Origin of the sequence: Corynebacterium halotolerans (genome assembly GCF_050107895.1) — a bacterium.
Taxonomy (GTDB): Bacteria; Actinomycetota; Actinomycetes; order Mycobacteriales; family Mycobacteriaceae; genus Corynebacterium; species Corynebacterium halotolerans_B.
Genome location: NZ_JBNILW010000004.1, coordinates 41,479 through 64,850 on the forward strand (window position 1 = coordinate 41,479; position 23,372 = coordinate 64,850).

Consider the following 23,372-nt stretch of genomic DNA (forward strand, 5'->3'; position numbering starts at 1 on the left):
AAAGGATCACCATGCCCTTCCGCCGGTTGCCCGCCGTCCTGGCCACTGTCCTCGCCGCCACCCTCGCCCTGGGCGCGTGCACCACCGGGGACCCGCTGGCCCCGGCGGACCGCTCCGACGACGGCACGGTCATCATCGGCTCCCAGGACTACTACTCCAACGAGATCATCGCCGAGATCTGGGCCCAGGCGCTGGAGGATGAGGGCTACCGGGTGGACCGCCAGTACCGCATCGGCCAGCGCGAGGCCTATCTGCCGGAGATCACGGCCGGCGCCATCGACCTGTTCCCGGAGTACGCCGGGCCGTTGCTGGTTTACCTTGACCCCGAAGCCACCGCAACCAGCCCCGCGGATGTCCACCGCGAACTCGCCGACACCCTGCCGGCGGGCCTGGACGCCCTTGAATTGGCCGAGGCGGCCGATCAGGACTCCTACGCGGTGACCGATGACTTCGCCCGGGAACACGACCTGCGCACGGTGACGGATCTGGCGAACGTCCCGGCCGAGCAGCCACTCAATCTCGGGGCCAATGCCGAGGCCCGGGAACGCCCCTACAGCCCCGAGGCCCTGGCGGAGGTGATCGGCCGGGACGTCGGCTTCACCCCGATCGAGGACAGCGGGGGACCGCTGACCATTCAGGCACTGACGGACGGGGACATCACCCTGGCGCTGCTCTACACCGCCGACCCCATGGTCCGGGACAACGGTCTGGTGACCCTGGAAGATGATGCCGGACTCTTCCTCGCCTCCAATGTGGTGCCGCTGGCCAGTGACAACGTGGATGAGCGGGCCCGGGAGATCATCGACGAGGTCAACGCCGACCTGGACACCGATGAGCTGGTCGCCCTCAACGCCCGCAGCGTGAACGAGCAGCTGCCCTCAGAGATCATCGCCGGCGAGTGGCTGGCGCAGCGCTGACCCCTTCCCGGAGGACGGATCAGCGGTCCGCCTCCACCGGCATCCAGATCTCACAGGTGGCTTCGCTGAAATCGGCGTTGTGGCCGAGCGTGGCCAGGGCCGAAGGGCCGGGGCGCAGCCGCCACGGATTGGAGGGGAACCAGTCGCTCGCAGTGGCGGCCCACGCCGCCTGCACGGTTTCCGGGTGCGGGCCAGAGGTCCGGAAGATCACCCAGTCCCCGGCGGGGACGGTGATCACGTCCAGGCTCTCCGGCAGATCCGTGGTCTCGGTGACGGACACGCCGTGCAGGTAGGTCAAGCCGCTGCCCTCCGCGGCGTCGGGTTCGCTGTCGGTCACCCCGACTACGCCGGGTGGGGTGCCCTCCGGCGAGTGTTCGGCCAGCGTACGCAGCAGACCGTGCTGCTGTTCGTCGAGGGAGGTGATGTGGTTGATGATGTGCGGGTTCGCGCCCTCGTAGAGCAGCGGAACCCGGGTGGCATAGCCCGCGAAGTAGATCTCGGGGCAGGTGGTTATCCGGACGTCCATGGGGGTGCTCCCTTCTACGGCGAGGCGGAACCTCACCACGTGCTGGTTGGAGATCGGTCCACCGTTGGCCCGCAACTGCGCCGGGCTCATGCCGTGAACGGCGTGGAACGCCCGGTTGAACGCCTCCGTGGAGGAGTAGCCGTGCCGGACCGCGACGTCGAGCAGCGTGTCCGTCCCGGACAGCAGGTCAGCGGCGGCCCGGGTCATCCGGCGGCGCCGCAGATACTCGCTCAGCGGCATGCCCGCCAGCGAGGAGAACATCCGCCGCAGATGGTAGCCAGTGGTGGCGTGCCCGCGCGCGAGGGCCTCGACATCAATTTCGGCGTCCGCGCCGCGGGCCAACTGTTCCTCAACATGGTCGATGAGGTGATTGAGCGAACCGATCATGGCACCTATTCTCACGGAAGCCGGGAGCCCGCCGCCCGATCACGGCGATCCGTTTCGGTCGGGTCCCGGTCCGGTTCAGGGACGTCTGTCCGTCTCAGTTGCGCAGGTAGGGGCCGGTCACGCTGGCGGGGTCGGCGGCCAGTTCCGCCGGGGTACCGGTGGCGATGATCCTCCCGCCCCGCGTCCCGGCGCCGGGGCCGAGCTCGATCAGATGGTCGGCGCGGGCGAGCACCCGGAGATCGTGCTCGACGACGATCACGGTGTTACCGCGGTCCACCAGGCGGTTGAGCTCCGTGACCAGCAGGTCCACATCTGCCGGGTGCAGCCCCGTGGTCGGCTCATCCAGCAGGTAGACGGTGTGTCCGCGGGCCGGCCGCTGCAGCTCGGTGGCGAGCTTGATGCGCTGGGCCTCACCGCCGGAGAGCTCGGTGGCGCGCTGGCCCAGGGTCAGGTACCCCAGCCCCACCGCGTCGAGGGCCTGCAGCGCCCGGGAGATGCGGGCGTCGTCACCGAAGAACTCCCGGGCCTTGCGCACGCTCATCGCCAGCACCTCCGCGATGTTTTCTCCCCGGTAGGTCACCTCCAGGGTCTCGGGCGCGTAGCGGGTGCCGTGGCAGACCGGGCACACCGCGTAACTGCCCGGGAGGAACACCAGCTCCACCTCGATCTGTCCCATTCCGGAGCATTCCGGGCAGCGCCCCTCGGGCACGTTGAAGGAGAACTGGCCGATGCCCCAGCCGCGCTCTCTGGCCGCCGGGGTGTCCGCGAAGAGCCGGCGCACGCGGTCGAAGAGACCGGTGTAGGTGGCCAGACAGGAGCGCGGGGTGCGCCCGATCGGTTGTTGGGTGATGGTGACCAGCCGGTCCACCTGGTCCCGGCCGGTGACCTGCCGGACCTGCGCCGGCGGTTCGGCTGCCCAGGGCGGGGTGCCCCCGGCCTCGGGGGCCTCGGTGTCGGTGGCCACCAGGCGGTCGGAGAGGGCGTCGGAGAGCACGTGGGTGACCAGGGTGGACTTGCCGGCACCCGAGACCCCCGCCACGCCGGTGAAGACCCCGAGCGGGAAGGTGGCGTCGAGGTTGCGCAGGGTGCGGGCGGTGATGCCGGAGAGGGCGAGCTCACCGCTGGGCTGCCGCGGCGCCGCCGTCAGCTCCGGTAGGGGCGAGCCCAGGTAGTCCGCGGTGCGGGAGTCACGGACCTCGGCGAGGCCGGCCGGCGGCCCGGAGTAGAGCACCGCACCGCCCTCCACCCCGGCGCCGGGGCCGACGTCGATGATCCAGTCTGACTGCTCCACCAGGGACATGTCGTGCTCGACGAGCAGTACGGAGTTGCCCTCGGCGAGGAAACGGCGGAACAGCGTGGTCAGCACGTCCTTCTCGGAGGGGTGTAACCCGGCGGAGGGCTCGTCGAGGACATAGGCGACCCCGAAGAGCCCGGAACGCAGCTGGGCGGCCAGACGCAGCCGCTGCAGTTCCCCGGTGGACAAGGTGGTGGCTGCGCGATCCAGGGACAGGTGTCCCAGCCCCAGTCCGACCACGGTGTCCAGCACCGGCAGCACGGTGGGTAACAGCAGGGCCTCCGCCTCCTGCTCGGGGGAGTGCTCTGCGCCGGCGAGCTCCTGCCCGCGGGCGCCGAGCACCCGGAGCAGCTCGGCGGCGGGCAGCGCGTTGAGCTCCGGGATGGCCCGACCCAGATAGGTCACCCGCAGTGCGTCCGGGTTCAGGCGGTGGCCGTGGCAGGTGGGGCAGAGGCGCTGCGACATGTGGCTCAGCGCCCGGCGCCGCGAGGTCTCCGCCTTCGAGTTCGCGGTGTGCAGCAGGTAACGCTGCACGGAACGCCAGGTGCCCTGGTAGGTGCCCTGGGTCTTGTCCGCTCCGCGTACCGGATGGACCGTGACCACCGGCTGTTCCTCGGTGAACAGGATCCACTGCCGGGTCTGCTCCGGCAGCTCCTGCCACGGCAGCTGCGTATCGACGCCGAGGGTGTCCAGGATCTCGCGGAAGTTCTTGCCCAGCCAGCCGCCGGGCCAGGCCTCGATGGCGCCCTCGCGGATGGTGAGCGTGGGGTCCGGGACCATGGAGGCCTCGGTGGGTTCGCGCAGCACGCCGGCGCCGTGGCAGGTCGGGCACATGCCCTCGGTGGTGTTCGGGCTGAACGCATCCGAGGTCAGGTGGTTGTTCGCCAGGACAGAGCCCTTGGCCAGGACCTCCGCCGGGTGATCGCCGGCGCGGGAGTACAGCAGGCGGATGGCGTTGGACAGGTTGGTCACGGTGCCGATGGTGGAGCGCGGTCCGCCACCGGAGGTGCGCTGCTCGAGAGCGACGGTCGGCGGTATCCCGCTGATCGCCTCCACCCGCGGATCCACGGCGCTGCCGATCAGGCGACGGGCGAAGGGGGCCACCGATTCCAGGTAGCGACGCTGGGATTCACCATGGATGGTGCCGAAGGCCAGGGAGGACTTCCCGGAGCCGGAGACCCCGGTGAAACTGATCAGCTTTCCCCTGGGGAAGTCCACGTCCACCCCGCGCAGGTTGTGCAGCCGCGCGCCCCGCACCCGGATCAGAGGGTCATCGGAGAGGTCATTCGGGTTCAACGGGGAGGTGGGACTTGTCATGGCGACCAGCCTAACAACGCCGGTGACCCCCGCCGGGGCTGATCGATGTGGAGCTGGGTGCGACCCTAGTTGGCCAGGTACAGCGCCGGGTCGGTCAGCTTGCCGGCGGCGCTGGTGTCCAGGTAGACCGTGACATCGGGGTGCTTCTGCAGGATGCTGACCGGCCACTCCGGGGTGACCTGCCCCTCGATCAGGGCGTGCACGGCGTCCGCCTTGCCCTCGCCCAGGGCGATGAGCACGAGTTTCCGGGCCTCCATGATGGTGCCCAGGCCCTGGGTCAGGGCCAGCTTCGGCACGGCGGAGACGTCATCGTCGAAGAAGCGGGCGTTGTCGCTGCGCGTCTGATCGGTCAGCGCGATGGTCCCGGTCCGGGAATCGAGTTCGGAACCGGGCTCGTTGAAGGCGATGTGACCGTTGGAGCCGACGCCCAGGATCTGCAGATCCACCCCGCCGGCGACGGTGATGGACTCGTCGTACTCACGGGCCTCCAGCTCCACGTCCTCGGCCAGGCCGTTCGGGCCATGGATGGTGCCCTCGGCGAAGTCGAGGTGGGAGGCGAAGTCCCGGTCGATGACGTTGAAGTAGCGCTCCGGGTGATCCTCGGCCAGGCCGACGTACTCGTCCAGCATGAAGGCCTGCGCCTGCGCGAAACTCAGGCCGGAATCCCGGTGCCGGCGGGCCAGTTCCCGGTAGACCGCCAGCGGACTGGAACCGGTGGCGACACCGAGGTTGGCGTTCGGCTTCTCGCTCAGCAGCTGCTGGATGGAATCCGCGATGGCGGATCCGATGGCATCAAGGTCGGCGTGGACGATTACTTTCACCGGGTGGTACTCCTTCGCTGCGGGTGAGCCGCATGGAATGGTGGACTGGGGAGGGTGACTGCCGGATCTGCGGCACGGTGGATTCTCCCCCACAGGGGGAGAATGCGGGGACCGGTACCGGGCAGCCGCGTCTTTTCAGGGAATCAGGGCATTTTAACACCTTCCCAACGGAACGTAGGGGCGGTGGCGGTGTGATTCGGTGCGGAGCGCGGCCTGAATGACCGGGTGGGTGGAGTTCTGGTTCGTGAGGGGTGTGGGTTGGGGCGCGGTTGGTGGTGGCGGCGCCGTATTCCACCGGTTCGGCCGCTGTAAGTGGAGGTGACCTTGGGCCGGGGATATCAGAGCCAGCGTCGCTCCGTGGCGGAGGTATGACGGGGAATGCAGTTACAGATACACCACGCTAACGGAACAGTGGGGAGCTGTTTCTGGAGGATCCGTGCCACCTGACGAAGAAAAGGATCTGAGAGGTGTGCGCGACAACTACGAAAAGCGTGCTGTCCCGTGCAGTCTTCGCGGCCCAAATTGTGGGTTAACCCGAGTATCCCGCAACCCGAGCTGGCGGCAACGAAATCTCCCCGTCGAATACTGGAGGTACTCGACGGGGAGATTCCCGTTAGGGGTGGCTGACGGGGCTCGAACCCGCGACACCCAGGATCACAACCTGGTGCTCTACCAGCTGAACTACAGCCACCATCGCTGTCTGTGCAGCGAGGAACAGCTTAACCCACGGTGCCGGAATTACAAAAACCGCTGGTAGCTGGCGGTAGCGGCGTCGGCGGCCTCGTGCGCCTCCGTGGAGTTCGGGCCCGGGTGCGGGACGAAGACGCTGCGGCGGTAGTAGTCCAGCTCGCGGATGGACTCCACGATGTCGGCCAGCGCCCGGTGGGCCATGCCCTTCGGCGGTTGGTTGTAGTAGACCTTCTGATACCAGCGCCGTGCCAGCTCCTTGATGGAGGAGACGTCGATCATCCGGTAGTGCAGTGCGGCATCCAGGTCCGGCATCTGCTCGCGGAGGAAGGCGCGGTCCGTGGCGATCGAGTTGCCGGCCAGCGGCGCGGGGTGGGCCGGGTCGCAGTGCTGGTTGATGAGCTCGATCACGGCCTGTTCGGCTTCGGCCATCGTGACGGTGGACCTGCGGATCTGTTCGGCCAGGCCGTTCTCGTTGTGCATGTTGGTGACGAAGTCATCCATCTCCGCCAGTTCCTCCTCGGTGGCGTGGACCACCAGGTCCACCCCTTCACCGAGGATGTTCAGATCGGCGTCGGTGACCAACGCAGCGATCTCCACGATGACGTGGCGGTGGATGTCCAGACCGGTCATCTCCAGGTCGATCCAGACCAGGCGGTCGTTCTTCGCGGGGGTTGTATCAGGCATATCTGTCCATTCTCACAAATCTGGGAAAGCACTCTTGATCTAACCACGCCGGATGGGCGGCACCTGGGGGAGGTGTGCGCCCGTTGCCCACGGCGTCGGTGAACGATCTAACTCATCTTCGAGTAGAACCAGCCCATGACCGGGGAGAGGAGCCCCGTGGGGGCGTAGGCGGAAACGGTGTTCATCGCTTTCGACAGCGGTCCGGGAACCACGCGGCGCTTGTTCTTCGACATCGCCTCCAGGGTCTCGGCGGAGCAGGACTCGTAGGTGGTCCACAGGAAATCAGGGACCACCCTGTCCACGATGGACTGCTCCGCGGCCGGAATCTCGTTGGCCCGCACCGGGCCCGGTGCCAGTAGGGTGCAGTGCACGCCGGTCTTCTTCAGCTCATAGTGCAGAGCCTCGGTGAAGGCGTTGACCCCGGCCTTGGTGAACACGTAGGTGGCGTTGTTGGGGATCGGCACGTTCCCGGCTGCGGAGCCGACGTTGCAGATCGCGCCCTCGCCGCGTTCGACCATGGCCGGCAGTGCCGCATGCGTCAGTCGGAACACGGCGGTGGCGTTGAGCTCGAACTGGCTGGTCTCGTACTCCCAGTCCTGCTCCAGGAACGGTCCGAAGCTGGCGATGCCCGCGGAGTTGACCAGGATGTTGATCTCGCGGTCCGCGATCGCCCCGATCAGTGCGGTGACCTCACTCTCCTTGGACAGGTCGGCGGCGTGGACGTCGACGGTGACGCCGTGGGCGTCGCGAAGCTCCTGGGCCAGATCCTCGAGCACCGCTCCGCGGCGCGCAACGATGATCAGGTTGTGGCCGAACTTGGCCAGGTCGCGGGCCATGGCCTCACCAATGCCCTGGCTGGCGCCGGTGATCAGGGCCCGGGAGTTCGGGCCGGGGGTGGGAAGTGCCATCGGTGGGTCCTTCGGGATCGTGCGGGTGTGGACAATGTCCACAACGCTAATCGACGCCGTGGAGACCGGGGTGCAGGCGGTGCGGAATGGTTGGCGGGGGAGGCCCCGGTAATTCATCTCACACCCTGGCTCGTTCTCCCCGGCACGCGTGCGATTTCGGGCCCACCGGCCTGCCGGACTGTTCGAAGCCGGTGACTCCCCGGGAACAGATGGCCCGTATTTCCGGTTGTATGGCGATATGAGTACCCGTCTGTTTGAACCTGTCCGCATCGGCAACCACGAGCTGAACAATCGAGTGACCATGGCCGCCTTGACCCGGCAACGCGCGGGTGAAGATGGCATCCCCACCGAGCTGCATGTCGAGTACTACTCGCAGCGGGCTTCGGCGGGGCTGGTGGTCACCGAAGGTGCTTTCCCGGCCTTCACCAACCGGGCGTTCCCGGGACAGGCGGGGATCGCCGATGTGGAGCAGCAGGCCGGCTGGGAACCCGTCGCAGACGCCGTGCACGAGCGCGGAGGCGTGATCTTCATGCAGATCATGCACGGCGGGAGAGTCTCCCACCCGAACCTGCTCCGTGGGAACACCCCGGAGGCGCCCAGCGCCATTGCACCGAACGTGGACATCCATACCTTCGACGGGAAACTCCCGGCCCCGGAACCACGGTCCCTGGAAGCCGGGGAGATCCCACGCATCATCGCGGAGTTCGCCACCGCCGCCCGCAGGGCCGTCGACGCCGGTCTGGACGGCGTGGAGATTCACGGCGCGAACGGTTACCTCCTCCACGAGTTCCTGGCGGACTCGGCGAACCAGCGCACGGACAACTACGGCGGTTCGCCGGAGAACCGGGCCCGGTTGCTGGTTGAGGTGATTCGCGCGGTTGCGGATGAGATCGGCGCGGAGCGCACGGCTTTCCGGATCTCGCCGCAGCACGGCGTGCAGGGGACCGTCGAGCCCGACGCCGCCGATGTGAAGGCCACCTATGACGCCGTCTTCGACGGAATCGCGGACCTGAACCTGGCGTACGTCTCGCTGCTCAAGGGGGACCCCGATGATGAGGTGGCGCGCTTCGTGCGCACGCGGGTGCAGGACGATCTGGGGATTCCGCTGATCCTGAACACCGGCTTCGGGGTGGTCACCCAGTTGCAGGAGACGAGGTACCTGGTGGATGAGCTGGGTGCGGATGCGGTGGCGGTCGGCCGCATGCTGATCGCCAACCCGGATCTGGCCGAGCGCTGGCGCGATGGTGTGGAGCTGAATGCCCCGGACCCGGCCACCTTCTATGTCGGTGGTCCGAGCGGATACGTCGATTACCCCTTCGCCCACGCCTCCCAGCCCTCGGCGTAGCGGCGAATCGGGGGACGGTAAGTTTCCGGCGGTGGGGACGCTGCGCCGGGGCGCCCCGAGCCGGGTCCTCCCGGAGGGAGAGGGGCTCCCGCAGACTGTGAAGAGACTGCTGAAGTTCCGGTCAGGTGTTGTTAACATAACCTTTATCGGTAATTAATAGGTAGGACATTAAGGACCCATAAGGTGCTGGGGCGTACCTGAAAAATCCTGTCTCTCACGAGGAGTCTGTTCATGTCCCTACGGAGATTCCGTGCCAGCGCTGTGCTCGCCCTCAGTGTCCCTCTGGCCACCTCCCTCATCCTGACCGTCCCCGCCGCCGGCGCCCAGAATCTCAGCGGCGCACTGGGTTCTTCCGATGTCCTCGGTTCCTCCAGCCTGCCGGGCTCCTCCGAGCTCCCGGACAGTCCTGGGCCCGGAGCCGGCACCGGCAACGACGGTCTCTACGAGGGCGGCGTCGAAGTGGTGGAGGGCGAGGCTGAGAACCAGGACGTCATCACCGGCCAGGTCTTCGACGACACCAACCGCAACTCCGCCCTCGACGGGGATGAGGCCGGGATCGAGGGGGTCTCCGTCACCAACGGTGTGGACGTGGTCATCACCGACGCTGAGGGGCGCTACGAGCTGCCGGCCAGCGACAACATGACCGTCTCCGTCACCCAGCCCGCCGGGTGGCAGGTGCCGGTGGACGGGCAGATGTTCGCCCAGTTCTCCTACAACCACCTGCCCGAGGGCTCCCCGGACCTCCAGTTCGGCGGCCTGGAGCCGACCGGACCGGTCCCCACCGCGGTGAACTTCCCGCTGGCCCAGTCCGAGGCCACCGGTGCCCCGCAGCAGTCCTGCCCGATCGCCACCGACACCCAGACCTACGACATGGAGGAGGTCGGCTGGGCGGCCCAGGGCGCCACCGCCGACCTCATGCAGCGCGACGACTACGCCGGTTGCGGCATCCTGCTGCTCGGCGACAACGTCGGCGATGATCTCTCCCTCAATGACGAGCTCAAGGGACTCTACGCCGAGGCCAACGGCCCGGTCCGTGCGCTGCCCGGCAACCACGACCTGGACTTCGACGTCGCCGACGACACCCACTCCACCGACACCTACCGGCGCGACTTCGGCGCGCCGTACTACAGCTACGACGTCGGTGACACCCACTTCGTGGCCCTGGACAACATCATCTACAACGGTGCGGACGCCGACGGCAACGGCGGCTACGTCGAAGCCATCGACCAGCAGCAGCTGGAGTGGCTGCGCAATGACCTCGCCCAGGTGGACAACAACCAGCAGATCGTCATCGCCGCTCATGCCCCGATCATCGGTTACAAGGAGGTCATTACAGATAACGCTCCGGAACTCTACGAGATCCTCGCCGACTACCCGAATGCTGTGACCGTCGGCGGACACACCCACACGCTGGAGCACCACCGGGCCGGCGACACCCGCGCCGAGTGGGCCGAGCAGGGGATCACCGAACTGACCCACGATCAGATCATCGCCGGCGCTGTCTCCGGCGACTGGTACTCCGGCGGACTCAACGACAACGGTGTGCCGCACGCCTACACCCAGGACGCCGCCGAACCGGGCATCTACACCTTCGAGTTCGACGGCACCGAGCGCAGCGGCTACTACACCGTCCGCAATGAATCCACCGACCACCAGTTCCTCACCGGCATCAACTCCCCGAGCTGGCGGGAGTGGGCCGACGACGCCCAGGCCTGGCAGGACAATGACAAGCAGGGCGACGCCCCGGCCGAGATCGACCCGCTGACCGTCAGCCGGGAGGACCTGGCCAACGGTGAGTCCTGGCTGACCACGAGCTTCTTCGGCGGATCCACTGACGCCGCCGTCACGATGGCCATCGACGGCGGGGAGGCCGTCACCGCCGAGCACACCCAGCCGGCCGAGGGCGAGGCCCTCAACAAGGGCTGGGAGTTCACCGAGACCATCTCAGCCACCCACAACCTCGCCAACTCCGGAAACGTCGCTCAGGCCAGCCCACACGTGTGGCGCGCCGGGCTGCCGGAAACGCTGGAAGCCGGTGAGCACACCGCAGAGATGACCGGCACCGACGCCCACGGGCAGACCTGGACGGAGACTGTCACGTTCACCGTCACGGAGTAACCTGGGCCGCTACACCCGGTCCCGCCGCCAGGCGAGGAGGGACAACAGCGCGCCAACGATTGCAGCCACCAGCCAGATCAGTCCAGAAACAGGCAGGGCGGGTTGGTGGATTGCGTTGCTCAAGGGGGCGTACATAGTCCATCCGTAGGTCATCGGACCTGGTAGCCGGAGCAAGGTCCCGGTGCCCATGGCCAAGCAGAACATCGCCACCGGGAACGTGATCCAGAACCACGGGAACTGCCGACGCCCCACCGGAGCGTCGGCAGTTCGCCGTCGCGGTAGCACGGCACCGGCCACGAGAATCACGATCAGGAGCGCGAAGAGCATCAGCCAGGTCATGGAGCCAAGCTTAAGGGAAAATTAAGGTGAGCGACGCCAAGGTGGGAGGACTGCTTGTCGGGGCAGGGGCGCGGAGGCCACCGGGGCGGGCACGATAGAGGCCACGCCGGGTGATTTGCCGCCCTCCAGCAGTACACCGCACTGCCCAGAAAAAGATGAAGTGCCCCCAGCAGGACTCGAACCCGCGACCAGCCGGGTAGAAACCGGATGCTCTAATCCACTGAGCTATGGGGGCTTAAACGGAACCTGCCACCACACGACAGGTCCCCACGCGTTCCCACCACCACAGGAAGGAACCACGATGGTGCACTTTACCGTAATCAAAACGCCGGAGGAAAACGTCTCCGACTGTCCACCCGAACGTGTCGTCCCACCGGTCGGAACCTGGGCCGGACAGTTTCATAGTTTCGTTACGGTGACCTGTGCCTCTCCGGGCTTTTGCGGCTTAGGGATACCGGCTAGGCACGGCTAGGGTAAAGCCATGGCGGAAATCGAGGGCACCGACACGGGTTCCGGCACCACTGCCGGGACGGCGATGGCGGACACCAGCAACAGCACCACAACCAGGGCAGGCGCCCCTTCTCAAAAGCGGAAGGTACGCAGCACGTGGCCGTTGTACCTGATCTTCGCGATCGTCGCCGGCACCGTCGGCATGACGATCGCCCTTGGTTTCGTCTCCGAGAACCTGGCTGCCCTGGGGCTACCCGATCCGGGGCTTACGACCACCGCCGGGCTGCCCTTCTTCCGGGCGGCCGGCTGGATCTTCGCCTCCCTGGCGGTCGGCTCCTACCTGTTCTCGGCGTTTCTGATCTCGCCGAAGCTGCCCGGACAAGACAACACCAAGCTGCGTGGGGCACCGCTGAGCGTGGACGGCCATCTGGCCTCCCGGACCGGGTCCGTGGCCGCGATCTGCTTCGGCCTCATCGGCATTCTGATGATTCCGCTGGTGCTGTCCGACGTCTCCGGTCAACCGTTCAACGTGGCGGTGCAACCGCAGGCGTGGGGGGCCGCCCTGGAACAGGTGGCCACCGCCGTGGCCTGGGCCTGGGTGGCCGCGATTTCCCTGGTGGTCGGGGTGGCCGGCCTGTTCACCCGGAAATGGATTACCCAGCCACTGCTGTTCGTCGGGTCGATCCTGATGATCGTTCCGCTCGGCCTGGAGGGACACTCCGCGTCCGGCGGCAGCCATGACTACGGCACGAACTCCTTCCTCTGGCACCTGCTCTTCCTGGTGCTCTGGATCGGCGGACTGATGGCGTTGATCGCCCACGGCCGTCGCCTGGGACCGGACCTGGACGTCGCCGTGGAGCGATACTCCAAGCTCGCCATCGTGGCGGTGCTCGCCATGGCGGTCTCCGGCCTGGTCAACGCTGCGATCCGGATCGAATGGTCGGACTGGTTCACCAGCAGCTACGGCCTGCTCGTGGTGGCCAAGACCGCCGGCGTGGTCATTCTCGGCTTCTTCGGCTTCGTCCACCGTCAGCTGACCATCCCGCAGATCCGCCGGAACCCGGACAAACACGGCCTGTTCCGCCGCGTCGCCGTTGTCGAGGTGCTGGTAATGGCAGCTGTCACGGGTGTGGCGATCTCCATGGGGCGGACCCCGCCGCCCGCACCGGACGATCCGAACCTGTCCACCATGGCCATCCGCATCGGCTTCGACCTGTGGAAGGAACCCACCTTCCTGAACATCTGGACGATGTGGCGCTTCGACATCATGTTCGGCACGATCGGGATTGCCCTGGCCGCCGCGTACATCTGGGGCGTGGTCAAGGTCCACCGCAAGGGGGGCCAGTGGAAGAAGATCCGTACATTCTGGTTCCTCCTCGGCTGCCTCGGGCTGGTGCTGACGATGAGCTCCGGTATCGGCATGAACATGATGGCCATGTTCTCCATGCACATGATCGGCCACATGATCCTGTCCATGACGCTCACCGTGTTCTGGGTGCTCGGTGCTCCGCTCTCCCTGATCCTGACAGCTGTGGACCCGGGGCCACCCGGGAAGCCTGGACTGCATGAGTGGGTGCAGGTGCTGGTGAGGAGTCCGCTGCTGAAGGTTCTGATGCACCCGGCAGTGAACACGATCCAGTTTCTGGTGATCTTCTACCTGCTCTACGTCACCCCGCTCTTCGACGTCCTGGTGTACGAGCACGCCGGGCACCTGGGCATGAACTTCGTGTTCATCATCTCCGGCTACCTCTACTACTGGGAGATGATCGGGCCAGACCCGAAGCCGGAGGAGCGTTCCACCCTTTCTCGCCTGGGCTGGCTGGTCTTCTCCATGCCCTTCCACCTGTTCTTCGGCGTGTACCTGATGCAGCTGAACGACCTTCTGGGTGCGAGCCTCTACACCGCCATCGATCTGCCCTGGGACATCGATCTTCTGCAGGACCAGAAGACGGGCGGCGGCATCGCCTGGGCGGCCGGCTCCTTCCCGCTGACCATCGTCTTCGGCGTCCTGTTCAACAACTGGCGCAAGGAGGACCGGGAGCTGGAGAAGGAGATCGACCGCAAGGCCGAGGAGGACGACTATGACGAACTCGACGCCTATAACGCGATGCTCGCGCACATGAGCGCCGACGATGACCTCCAGCAGCGCTACCACCGTCAGGAATTCCCGGAGCCGCAGGACGGGGGCGCGGACACCACGGCAGGGGAGAAGTAGCCCAGCGCCTTCTGCTTTATAACGCCCCGCAGACCCGTCCCCCGCCGATCGCCCGGGGCGCTGCTGAGCCCGCAGCCGCCCCATCCTCTCAGGGGATTAGAATGAACCGACAACACCCGAGGCGGGAAAGGGGAGGGGTGGGCTAACCGTGGCGAACTCGAAGTCCGGGGAGACAGTCCTGCAGCGGGTGGTCCGCATCCTGGAGGCCTTTGACCACGAACATCCCGCACGCACCGCCGCGGAGATCGCCCGTTCCACTGAGTTGTCCCCATCCACTGCGCACCGGTTAGCCACAGAAATGGTTGAGGTGGGCCTGCTGGGCCGTCATGAAAACGGCCAGTTCGTCATCGGGCGCCGGGCTTGGGAACTGACGGCCCGTTCGAGCCCCCTGGAAGAGCTGCGCACCAAGTCCCAGCCAGTGATGGAGGCCGTACACTCCACCCTGCAGGAGAAGATCTTTCTCACGGTGCCGGACTATGAGGGTGGCAGCGTGCTCTACCTGGAGCGGTTGGACCGCTACGGGGACGGCGAGTTTGTGGCGCAGCAGGCGGGCCGGATGCGCTTCTACAACACCTCACCGGGGTTGGTGCTGCTCGCCCACACGACACCGAAGATCCGGGACCGTATTCTGCAGGGTCCGTTGCTTGACGAGCAGACGGGCGTGGTCACTGAAGAGTGGTGGGTGCGCACCAAGCTCGCCGAGATCCGCTCCCGCGGCTACATCGCGATGGAAAGTGCGTTGACGCCGGGAAACTCCGCCTATGCAGTGCCGGTCTTCGGTCCGGGCAATAAAATTCTGGCGTCGTTGTCGGTGGTGGCCCGATCGGGAGAGGTCAATGAAGCGGTGGTCATTTCCGTGTTGGTCACCGCTGGCCGATCGTTGTCCCGGGAACTGGGGGCGGGGCAGCAGTCCGGCCGGGCCCTACCATGGCTGCAGTGACGCTGTCCCCGGCGCAGTGCAGGGTCATCGTCCTCGTTGGTTGAGCTGTGGGCGGAGCTGCGCCCCGCAGAAAAGGTGGCGCCGCAACACCTGACTCTGCGGAGACACCCCGGATATGACGCCCACCGCGCGAGACTGAGGGACGACGCAGTCAAGGAGGCCGCAGTCCCGTTAAAAGGCCGGTAGAGCTGGGGGAATGTTCAATCTCCGGGGCTGCCACCGCTCTTGTGAGAGGTGCGCTGAGCGCACAACTCGCCGGTTCATCCCATTCAATGGGAGAAAAATGCTTTCTGTTTCGCGTGGAATTTATGATCCCCAACACAGACATTCTGAATAGTTGTCTGAAACACATTTGCTGTGGATCTTGGACCCATCACGACAGGAGCCTCCTGATGAGCATCAAAACCAACCAGGCGACGACGGAAATCACCGCGTCAGCTACGGCCCAGAAGAAGTCACCCAAAAAGGCGGCCTTCGCCTCGCTGCTCGGCTCCACCCTCGAGTACTACGATTTCGTGCTCTATGGAACAGCATCGGCGCTGATCTTCAACCACCTGTTCTTCCCGCAGGGGGACGCGATGGTCGCCACCATGGCGTCCCTGGCCACCTTCGGTGTCGCATATATCGCCCGGCCTATTGGCGGCCTGGTCATGAGCCATGTGGGTGACAAGGTCGGCCGGAAGAAAGCGCTGATGATCACCCTGATCATCATGGGAGTGTCCTCCTTCGCCATCGGCATCCTGCCCACCTACGAAAGTGTCGGCGTCCTCGCCACGATGTTGCTGCTGCTCTGTCGGATCGCGCAGGGGTTTTCCGCCGGGGCGGAATCCGCCGGTGCCTCCACGTTGACCATGGAGCACTCCCCGGAGGGACGACGCGGCTTTTTCACCAGCTCGGTGATGGTCGGGTGCTCCGCCGGCAACGTGCTCGCCGGTGTCGTTTTCCTCCCCTTCCTCATGCTGCCTGAAGAACACCTGATGAGCTGGGGCTGGCGCATCCCGTTCCTGCTCTCAGCGGTCGTGCTGCTGGTGGCCTACTGGGTGCGTACCCACCTGGAGGAGGCACCGGTCTTCGATGAGGCCCAGGATTCCGGTGAGACTCATGCCATCCCTGCCGTGCGGGTGCTCAAGACGCAGTGGGTGGATGTCCTGCGCATCGTGTTGATCACCGTGTACTCGGTCATCCAGACCACCTACATGGTCTTCGCTCTGAGCTATGCGACCGAACACGGCGGTGTGGATCGTTCCACCATGGTCCTAGTCAATACGGTGGCCATGGCGATCTCGATCGCCACCATCCCGCTGGCGGGCATGCTCTCCGACCGCTTCGGACGGCGCCCGGTGCTGCTGGTCGGCGCCGTCGGCTGCATCATCACCACCTGGTTCTACTTCGGCGCCATGACCGACGGCAATGTCGCGCTGATCTTTGTGATCTGCATCCTCAACCAGAGCTTGTTCTACAGCTGCTGGAACGGGGTCTGGCCGGTGCTCTTCCCGGAGATGTTCGACGCCCCGGTCCGCTACACCGGCATGGCTATGGGGAACCAGACGGGACTGATGCTGACCGGGTTCGCGCCGGCAATTTCAGCGGGACTGCTGATGTGGGGCGGCTGGCACGCGGTCTTCGCCTTCGTCGCCGTCTGCGTCCTGATCGCCTCCGTGACCATCTACACCCTGCGGGAAACCGCCTTCACACCGCTGGAGCAGCTCGGCCGCCGAAACACCTGAGTGCCGCAGCCCACCCGGCTGAGCCCTGAAAGACAACTACGGAAGAGGAAAGTGGAATCCATGTCGGAAAACCGGAACCTGCGGGTCGGGATCATCGGCTGCGGTGCCATCTCCAGAAACCATCTCGAGGCCTTCGCCGCCGTAGACGGCGCCGAGGTGGTCGCGGTATGCGACATCGACCCGGTGCGGGCTGCGGCCGTCGCCCGGCGCCATGGCGTACCGACCGCCTTCGGAAGCCTGGCCGAGCTGCTGGATCACGGCGTCGACCTGATCTCCGTGTGCACACCGCATCCGACCCACGAGGACGTGGTACTCACCGCCGCGGCCGCCGGGGTCCACGTATTGTGCGAGAAGCCGATCGCCACCGATCTGGCTTCGGCGGAACGGATGGTCACCGCCTGTGACGCTGCCGGGGTGCAACTCGGCGTGCTCTTCCAGCGCCGGTTCTGGCCGGCCGCCCAGCGGATGCGTGGGGAACTGGACAATCCGGAGGTCGGCGCACCCATCCTGGGGCAGTGTTCGGTGCTGTTGCACCGCGATCACACCTACTACTCCCGCGACGCGTGGCGGGGCACCTGGCTCAATGACGGTGGCGGGGTGCTGATGACCCAGGCGATCCACTACATCGATCTGCTGCAGTGGCTGATGGGCGAGGTCGCGGAGGTCTACGGCCGCATCAACACCTTCAAGCACGGTGAGCACATCGAGGTCGAGGATTCCGCGGTAGCCACCCTGGTATTCGCCTCCGGGGCGCTGGCCACCATCCAGGCCACCACCGCCGCTACTCCGGCGTTGGGAGCCAGGGTGCAGATCACCGGCGAGCATGGCGGGACCGTCTCATTGACGGAGTTCCCGGAGGGCACCGACGGCCGCGTCGACACCTTCGCAGTGGGGCAGACGATCACCGCGAAGCCCGCACATCCGGCCGGAGTGGCGCCGAATGCCGACTTAAGTGCCATCAACGGCCAGCTCATCCCACACCACACCGCGCAGGTCCGTGACTTTGTGCATGCCATCAAGACCGGCACGGATCCGTCGATCACCGGCGCGGGAGGCACCGCCGCGCTGCGGATTCTGCTGGCGGTCTACGAGTCCGCGCGAATCGGCCGGCCGGTCAGGTTCGCGGACGTCGACCTGCCCGTCGTCGCTCCGGATTCAGTCAGCGTGCAACCGGAGCCGGCCCGGGCTTAGCCCTCCGGCAGCAATGAGGTATTCGACGGCCACCGCCGGACGTCCTCGCCGGCCCACCACCCCGGGAACAGTTCCGTCCCAGCCCGGTGCCCGGGCGCGAAGCTCGCGGACCCCGGTGCACACCACCCACACCACTCGACAAGGAGCTCTGCCATGACCATCCCCTCCCGTCCCCTGGGACTCGCCGCTCTCAGTCTGCTCAGCACCCCACCAGATGAGTTCGTCCGCATCGCAGCCGACGCCGGCTTCGATTTCGTCGGCCTGCGGGTGCGACGCGTCACCGACGCTGAACCCGACTACGACCTCTCTCCCGGATCCGCCCTGCAACGGCGGACCCTGGCGGCACTCCGCGACACGGGACTACAGGTCATCGACACCGAATTTCTCCTGCTCGACGGCTCAGACCAACGCGAACAGTGGCTGCAGGCCTTGGAAGCCGCCGCTGGGCTGGGGGCTGAGACACTGACGGTCGCCGCTGCGGACACCGACCAGAACCGGCTGCGGGACACGCTTTCCCGGATCGTCGCCGACGGCACGCAGTTCGGGGGGATCCGGCCGGCGTTGGAGGCCATTTCCTACCAGGCGGTCAATTCCATCCCGCAGGCGGCGGAGTTGGCGGCCCAGACCGGCGCCTGCTTCTTACCGGACACCCTGCACCTGAGCCGCTTCGGCGGCACCACCGGGGAACTGTCCGCGGCGGCAGATCTCGTCCCGATGCTGCAGCTGTGCGACGGCCCGGCGAAGCCCCCGGCCGACCGTTCCGGGCTGGTCCTGGAATCACGTGCTGAACGCCGATCACCGGGAGACGGGGACTTCGCCCTCGTCGACTACGTGGCGGCCCTCCCGGCGGCCACGCCGGTCAGTGTGGAGACCCCGTCCGATTCCGGTGTCGTTGCACTGGGACCGGCCGGCTGGGCGGAGAAACTCTACGTTGACACCCGGGCCATGCTCGACCGGGTGCCCGCCGACATCATCAGATAACCGCAACCACAACCCGAACCAACCTCATCTCTAAGGAACCAGGAAGAAGACATGTCCCAGTCACCGCACACCGCCGCCAGCACCACCTGCACCGACCACACCGTTGATGTCGTGATCGTCGGTTCCGGTGCCGGCGGACTGTCCGCCGCAGTCACCGCCGCCCATCGCGGCCTCAAGGTCGTGGTGGTGGAAAAGTCCGGGGTTCTGGGCGGAGCCACCTCGTGGTCCGGCGGCTGGGCCTGGACACCCGGGAGCCATTTCGCCAGGAAGGACGGGGTCCACGAGGACCGTGAGGAGTTCCGCACCTATCTGCAGCACCGACTGGGGGAGAAGTACAACGCCGCCAATGTGGACGCCTTCCTCGAAGCCGCCCCGCAGATGGTGAAGTTCTTCGAGAAGAAGACCCGCCTGCAGTTCACCCCTGGCGCGACGATCAAGGACATCTACGGTGACACACCGGGCGCCGGCACGGGCCACCGCTCGGTGGGACCGAAGCCGTACAACGCCCGCAAAATCAGACCGGAACTGCGCCGCAAACTGCGTCACCAGCTCTATGAGACCTCGTTTATGGGGATGGGCATCATGGCTGGTCCTGATCTGATGAAGTTCCTCTCCGCCTCCCAGTTCCGCCCTACGGGCTGGCTGCACGCGGCCCGGCGATTCAGCATGCACCTGTGGGATCTGCTGGCCCACAACCGCAACATGCAGTTGGTCAACGGCGTGGCGCTGACCGGTCGACTGGCGGCCTCCGCCGATGACCTCGGTGTCGAACTGGTGACCTCGACTGCCGCCCTGGAACTGGTCACTGAGGGGGGCCGGGTGGTCGGCGTCCGGGTACGGGGTCCGCAGGGCGAGCAGGTTCTGCATGCCTCCCGCGGCGTCGTCCTGGCCACCGGAGGATACTCGGGCAACGTCGAGCTGCGGGCGGAAACTTTTCCCCGCACCCCGACGGGACAGGAACACCACACCCTGGCACCCGCCGAGGTCCAGGGGGATGGACTGCGCATGGCGCAGGAGGTCGGTGCGAAATTCGAGACCGATCTGGCCTCCCCGGCCGCGTGGTGCCCGGTCTCACTGGTGCCCTACTTCAACGGCAAGGTCGGCACCTTCCCCCACATCATGGACCGGGCCAAGCCGGGTTCACTCGGCGTGCTGAGCACCGGTCGTCGTTTCGTCAACGAGGCCAACGGCTACTACGACTATGTCGCCGCGATGATCGAGCAGGCGCCGGCGGGCGAGCCGGTGCAGTCCTGGCAGATCGCGGACTCGGAGTTCGTGCGCAAATACCCGTTGGGGATGGTCAAGCCCTTCCCGGTGCCACTGACTCCGTACCTGCGTAGCGGCTACCTGGTCAAGGGCCGAACCATCGAAGAGCTGGCCGAGAAATGCGGGATCGATCCGCGGCAGCTGTCCCAGACGGTGCGTGAGTTCAACGACAATGCCCGCCGCGGTGAGGACCCGGACTTCGGGCGTGGCAGCACCGAATTCAACCGCTACGGCGGTGACCAGCAGGTCGGCCCGAACCCGTCGCTCGCGCCGATCGAGAAGGGGCCGTTCTACGCCGTCAAGGTTGTCCCGGGCAGCTTCGGTACCTTCGCCGGCATCGCCGCAGACGAGCGGGCCCGGGTGCTGCGCGAGGACGGCAGTGCGGTCCACGGGCTCTACGCCGTGGGCAATGACCGGGCCAGCATCATGGGTGGGCACTACCCGGCCGGTGGAATCAACCTGGGACCGGCGCTGACCTTCGGTTATATCGCAGGTGAGGATCTGGCTGGACGGCCGGCGCAGGGGAGTGCCACGGAGGATGCTGCTGTGATCCCCGCCGCGGCGCAGCGCCACTGACTCACCCCAGGGGCATCTGGTTCCCGGGGCTTCTCCGCCGCGGTTGAACCTGTGGACAACACCGGTTGTCCACAGGGTTCAGCCTGAGGTGGATGACGCCATCTCGCCAGCATGGCAGCGTCAGCGGTACCCGACCAACGGCACCACGACACAAGGAGACACCATGGCACAGATCCCCGCGACCATCACCGGCAACCTCACGGGGGAGGTTTTCCTCCGGGAGCTGCCGGGCGGCGCCCGAGTATCCCGCTTCCGGGTGGCCGCCAGCCGTTCCTATCGAGACAAGGCGAACAACTGGCAGAGCACCGACCTGTTGTTCATCACCGTTGACTGCTGGAATCAGCTGGCGGACAACGCGAAGCAGTCCCTGGCGAAGGGCATGCCGATCATCGCGGTCGGCACGCTGGTGACCAATGAGTGGGTCGACGGGGACAACACAGCACACCAGCAGATCCTGCTGCGTGCCAATCATGTCGGAGTGGACATGAATCGGCATGTGGTCAGCTCCGTACCCAATGGCGGCGGAAAGATGATCGAGGGAGTGCCGGCCCCCAGGACCGGGAAGCCGGAACCCGATCACGTGATGCCACCACGGGACGAGGCGCCGGACCAACCTCAGACGGAGGACGGCATGGCTGCCCCGCTCACCGAGGCGCCGTTCAACAGGGGCGGCACCGGTGCGGCCGTGGACACCGGCACCGATGGCGAAGCCGGCGGCGAACGCGAGCTCGTCGACGTCGGGGCCACCGCGGGAGGGGACGCCGCCGAGAATGCGGACCAGAATGGTGGCGGAGAACCTCCGTTCTGATACTGGTGATGTACCCTTTGGGATGAATTAGCAACACGACAAAGGGGAATAATGGGCGAGTTCATCTACACGATGAAGAACGTGCGTAAGGCCGTGGGCGAGAAGGTTATCCTGGATAACGTCACCATGGCCTTCTACCCGGGCGCCAAGATCGGCGTGGTGGGTCCGAACGGTGCCGGTAAGTCCTCGATCCTGAAGATCATGGCCGGCCTGGATCAACCCTCCAACGGCGAAGCCTTTCTCGACCCGGGTGCCACCGTCGGCATCCTGCTCCAGGAGCCGCCGCTGAACGAGGAGAAGACGGTCCGTCAGAACGTCGAGGAGGGCCTCGGTGAAATCTTCGAGAAGAAGCAGCGTTTCGAGGCGATCGCCGAGGAGATGGCGACCAACTACACCGATGAGCTGATGGATGAGATGGGCAGACTCCAGGAGGACCTGGATGCCGCAGATGCCTGGGAGGTCGACTCCAAGATCGAGCAGGCCATGGAGGCACTGCGTTGCCCGCCCTCCGACGCCCCGGTGACCCACCTCTCCGGTGGTGAGCGTCGCCGCGTGGCGCTCGCCAAGCTGCTGTTGTCCGAGCCGGACCTGCTGCTGCTCGATGAGCCCACCAACCACTTGGACGCCGAGTCCGTGCTGTGGCTGGAGAAGCACCTGGCCGATTACCCCGGTGCCGTCTTGGCCGTGACCCACGACCGTTACTTCCTCGATCATGTCGCGGAATGGATCTGTGAGGTCGACCGCGGAAAGCTGCACCCCTACGAAGGCAACTACTCCACCTACCTGGAGAAGAAGGCCGAGCGCCTGGAGGTGGCCGGTAAGAAGGACCAGAAGCTGCAGAAGCGGCTGAAGGACGAGCTCGCCTGGGTCCGTTCCGGATCCAAGGCCCGCCAGGCCAAGAACAAGGCCCGTCTGCAGCGCTACGAGGAGATGGTGGCCGAGGCCGAGCAGTACAAGAAGCTCGACTTCGAGGAGATCCAGATCCCGACTCCGCCGCGCCTGGGCAACAAGGTCGTGGACGTGCAGGACCTGGAGAAGGGCTTCGATGACCGCGTCCTGATCAAGGACCTGTCGTTCACCCTGCCGCGCAACGGCATCGTCGGCGTCATCGGCCCGAACGGTGTGGGTAAGACCACCCTGTTCAAGACCATCGTCGGGCTGGAGGAGCCGGACGCGGGTGCCGTCACCGTCGGTGACACCGTCCAGCTCAGCTACGTGGACCAGAACCGTGCGAACATCGATCCGGAGAAGACCGTCTGGGAGGTCGTCTCCGATGGGCTGGACTATATCCACGTCGGCCAGAACGAGATGCCCTCGCGGGCCTACCTCTCGGCCTTCGGCTTCAAGGGACCGGACCAGCAGAAGCCGTCCAAGGTGCTCTCCGGTGGTGAGCGCAACCGGCTGAACCTCGCGCTGACCCTGAAACAGGGCGGAAACCTGATCCTGCTCGATGAGCCGACCAACGACCTTGACGTCGAAACCCTCGGTTCCCTGGAAAACGCGCTGCAGAACTTCCCCGGCTGTGCCGTGGTCATCTCGCACGACCGCTGGTTCCTGGACCGCACCTGTACCCACATCCTCGCCTGGGAGGGCAATATCGCCGAAGGCCAGTGGTACTGGTACGAAGGCAACTTCGAGGATTACGAGAAGAACAAGGTGGAGCGTCTCGGCGCCGAAGCGGCACGCCCGTCCCGTGTCACCCACCGAAAGCTGACCCGCTAAGCCCGTCTCAGCGGACAAGTACCGGCCCGTGGCCCCGGAGAGACTCTCCGGGGCCACGGGCCGGCTGCTCTTCCCCGGAAACCTCTCCGTGACTCGGTGTCCAGTGCGCCGGAAACGTAGTGTGGCTCACGTTCGGGGGCGCCCCTGGGG

17 protein-coding genes and 2 tRNA genes are annotated in these 23,372 nt (G+C 66.2%); 11 read left to right on the plus strand and 8 right to left on the minus strand.

Features of this window, described 5'->3' with window-relative positions; translation table 11 throughout:
• Window positions 1-11: 11 nt before the first annotated feature.
• Window positions 12-917 (plus strand): ABC transporter substrate-binding protein, encoded by a 906-nt coding sequence (locus ACQCVD_RS05465; protein ID WP_426822706.1) that lies wholly within the window; start codon window positions 12-14, stop codon window positions 915-917.
• Window positions 918-936: 19 nt separating this feature from the next.
• Here ACQCVD_RS05465 and ACQCVD_RS05470 read toward each other — a convergent pair whose 3' ends face one another.
• The 6 genes from ACQCVD_RS05470 to cmrA form a co-directional block, all read right to left on the minus strand.
• Complete coding sequence (locus tag ACQCVD_RS05470) at window positions 937-1,830, minus strand: AraC family transcriptional regulator (RefSeq protein ID WP_426822707.1); 894 nt, start codon at window positions 1,828-1,830, stop codon at window positions 937-939.
• 94 nt (window positions 1,831-1,924) lie between these two features.
• Window positions 1,925-4,441 carry an ATP-binding cassette domain-containing protein gene (locus tag ACQCVD_RS05475; protein ID WP_426822708.1) on the minus strand — a complete coding sequence of 839 codons (2,517 nt, stop codon included), beginning with the start codon at window positions 4,439-4,441 and terminating at the stop codon, window positions 1,925-1,927.
• 65 nt (window positions 4,442-4,506) lie between these two features.
• Window positions 4,507-5,262, minus strand: coding sequence for a glucosamine-6-phosphate deaminase (nagB, locus tag ACQCVD_RS05480; protein WP_426822709.1), 756 nt, complete (start codon window positions 5,260-5,262; stop codon window positions 4,507-4,509).
• 618 nt (window positions 5,263-5,880) lie between these two features.
• A tRNA-His gene (locus ACQCVD_RS05485) sits at window positions 5,881-5,953 on the minus strand.
• A gap of 47 nt (window positions 5,954-6,000) precedes the next feature.
• Window positions 6,001-6,636 (minus strand): oligoribonuclease, encoded by a 636-nt coding sequence (gene orn, locus ACQCVD_RS05490; protein WP_426822710.1) that lies wholly within the window; start codon window positions 6,634-6,636, stop codon window positions 6,001-6,003.
• Window positions 6,637-6,743: 107 nt separating this feature from the next.
• Window positions 6,744-7,544, minus strand: a complete 801-nt coding sequence (gene cmrA, locus ACQCVD_RS05495) for a mycolate reductase (RefSeq protein WP_426822711.1) — start codon at window positions 7,542-7,544, stop codon at window positions 6,744-6,746.
• A gap of 238 nt (window positions 7,545-7,782) precedes the next feature.
• On the opposite strand from cmrA, the gene ACQCVD_RS05500 reads away from it, so the two are divergent.
• Together ACQCVD_RS05500 and ACQCVD_RS05505 are read left to right on the plus strand one after the other, a co-directional pair.
• A complete protein-coding gene (locus ACQCVD_RS05500; RefSeq protein ID WP_426822712.1) occupies window positions 7,783-8,889 on the plus strand; it encodes an alkene reductase in 1,107 nt (368 codons plus the stop codon).
• A gap of 231 nt (window positions 8,890-9,120) precedes the next feature.
• Window positions 9,121-11,007 (plus strand): calcineurin-like phosphoesterase C-terminal domain-containing protein, encoded by a 1,887-nt coding sequence (locus tag ACQCVD_RS05505; protein WP_426822713.1) that lies wholly within the window; start codon window positions 9,121-9,123, stop codon window positions 11,005-11,007.
• A 9-nt stretch (window positions 11,008-11,016) separates the two neighbouring features.
• Here ACQCVD_RS05505 and ACQCVD_RS05510 read toward each other — a convergent pair whose 3' ends face one another.
• Both ACQCVD_RS05510 and ACQCVD_RS05515 read right to left on the minus strand, forming a co-directional pair.
• On the minus strand, window positions 11,017-11,346 hold the full coding sequence (locus ACQCVD_RS05510; protein ID WP_426822715.1) for a hypothetical protein: 330 nt from the start codon (window positions 11,344-11,346) through the stop codon (window positions 11,017-11,019).
• A gap of 161 nt (window positions 11,347-11,507) precedes the next feature.
• Window positions 11,508-11,581: transfer RNA gene (locus ACQCVD_RS05515), tRNA-Arg, on the minus strand.
• A 300-nt stretch (window positions 11,582-11,881) separates the two neighbouring features.
• On the opposite strand from ACQCVD_RS05515, the gene ACQCVD_RS05520 reads away from it, so the two are divergent.
• The 8 genes from ACQCVD_RS05520 to ettA all read left to right on the plus strand — a co-directional run bounded on the left by ACQCVD_RS05520 (window position 11,882) and on the right by ettA (window position 23,222).
• On the plus strand, window positions 11,882-14,011 hold the full coding sequence (locus ACQCVD_RS05520; RefSeq protein ID WP_426822859.1) for a cytochrome c oxidase assembly protein: 2,130 nt from the start codon (window positions 11,882-11,884) through the stop codon (window positions 14,009-14,011).
• A gap of 148 nt (window positions 14,012-14,159) precedes the next feature.
• Window positions 14,160-14,951 carry an IclR family transcriptional regulator gene (locus tag ACQCVD_RS05525; RefSeq protein ID WP_426822716.1) on the plus strand — a complete coding sequence of 264 codons (792 nt, stop codon included), beginning with the start codon at window positions 14,160-14,162 and terminating at the stop codon, window positions 14,949-14,951.
• A gap of 392 nt (window positions 14,952-15,343) precedes the next feature.
• Complete coding sequence (locus tag ACQCVD_RS05530; RefSeq protein WP_426822718.1) at window positions 15,344-16,678, plus strand: MFS transporter; 1,335 nt, start codon at window positions 15,344-15,346, stop codon at window positions 16,676-16,678.
• A gap of 60 nt (window positions 16,679-16,738) precedes the next feature.
• Entirely contained in the window at window positions 16,739-17,869 is a 1,131-nt protein-coding gene (locus ACQCVD_RS05535) for a Gfo/Idh/MocA family protein (protein WP_426822719.1), read from the plus strand.
• Window positions 17,870-18,022: 153 nt separating this feature from the next.
• Complete coding sequence (locus ACQCVD_RS05540; RefSeq protein WP_426822721.1) at window positions 18,023-18,850, plus strand: sugar phosphate isomerase/epimerase family protein; 828 nt, start codon at window positions 18,023-18,025, stop codon at window positions 18,848-18,850.
• Between the two features lie 51 nt (window positions 18,851-18,901).
• Complete coding sequence (locus ACQCVD_RS05545; protein WP_426822722.1) at window positions 18,902-20,692, plus strand: FAD-dependent oxidoreductase; 1,791 nt, start codon at window positions 18,902-18,904, stop codon at window positions 20,690-20,692.
• A 163-nt stretch (window positions 20,693-20,855) separates the two neighbouring features.
• Window positions 20,856-21,500, plus strand: a complete 645-nt coding sequence (locus ACQCVD_RS05550) for a single-stranded DNA-binding protein (RefSeq protein ID WP_426822723.1) — start codon at window positions 20,856-20,858, stop codon at window positions 21,498-21,500.
• Window positions 21,501-21,551: 51 nt separating this feature from the next.
• The gene (ettA, locus tag ACQCVD_RS05555) at window positions 21,552-23,222 is read left to right on the plus strand and encodes an energy-dependent translational throttle protein EttA (protein WP_426822724.1); all 1,671 of its coding nucleotides are present in this window, start codon (window positions 21,552-21,554) and stop codon (window positions 23,220-23,222) included.
• Window positions 23,223-23,372: the final 150 nt, after the last annotated feature.

Bases quoted from the DNA above. Each gene is read 5' to 3' on its own strand.
- ACQCVD_RS05465 (WP_426822706.1), top strand. From the start codon at position 12: ATGCCCTTCCGCCGGTTGCCCGCCGTCCTGGCCACTGTCCTCGCCGCC.
- ACQCVD_RS05470 (WP_426822707.1), bottom strand. From the start codon at position 1,830: ATGATCGGTTCGCTCAATCACCTCATCGACCATGTTGAGGAACAGTTG.
- ACQCVD_RS05475 (WP_426822708.1), bottom strand. From the start codon at position 4,441: ATGACAAGTCCCACCTCCCCGTTGAACCCGAATGACCTCTCCGATGAC.
- orn (WP_426822710.1), bottom strand. From the start codon at position 6,636: ATGCCTGATACAACCCCCGCGAAGAACGACCGCCTGGTCTGGATCGAC.
- cmrA (WP_426822711.1), bottom strand. From the start codon at position 7,544: ATGGCACTTCCCACCCCCGGCCCGAACTCCCGGGCCCTGATCACCGGC.
- ACQCVD_RS05500 (WP_426822712.1), top strand. From the start codon at position 7,783: ATGAGTACCCGTCTGTTTGAACCTGTCCGCATCGGCAACCACGAGCTG.
- ACQCVD_RS05505 (WP_426822713.1), top strand. From the start codon at position 9,121: ATGTCCCTACGGAGATTCCGTGCCAGCGCTGTGCTCGCCCTCAGTGTC.
- ACQCVD_RS05510 (WP_426822715.1), bottom strand. From the start codon at position 11,346: ATGACCTGGCTGATGCTCTTCGCGCTCCTGATCGTGATTCTCGTGGCC.
- ACQCVD_RS05520 (WP_426822859.1), top strand. From the start codon at position 11,882: ATGGCGGACACCAGCAACAGCACCACAACCAGGGCAGGCGCCCCTTCT.
- ACQCVD_RS05530 (WP_426822718.1), top strand. From the start codon at position 15,344: ATGAGCATCAAAACCAACCAGGCGACGACGGAAATCACCGCGTCAGCT.
- ACQCVD_RS05535 (WP_426822719.1), top strand. From the start codon at position 16,739: ATGTCGGAAAACCGGAACCTGCGGGTCGGGATCATCGGCTGCGGTGCC.
- ACQCVD_RS05540 (WP_426822721.1), top strand. From the start codon at position 18,023: ATGACCATCCCCTCCCGTCCCCTGGGACTCGCCGCTCTCAGTCTGCTC.
- ACQCVD_RS05545 (WP_426822722.1), top strand. From the start codon at position 18,902: ATGTCCCAGTCACCGCACACCGCCGCCAGCACCACCTGCACCGACCAC.
- ACQCVD_RS05550 (WP_426822723.1), top strand. From the start codon at position 20,856: ATGGCACAGATCCCCGCGACCATCACCGGCAACCTCACGGGGGAGGTT.
- ettA (WP_426822724.1), top strand. From the start codon at position 21,552: ATGGGCGAGTTCATCTACACGATGAAGAACGTGCGTAAGGCCGTGGGC.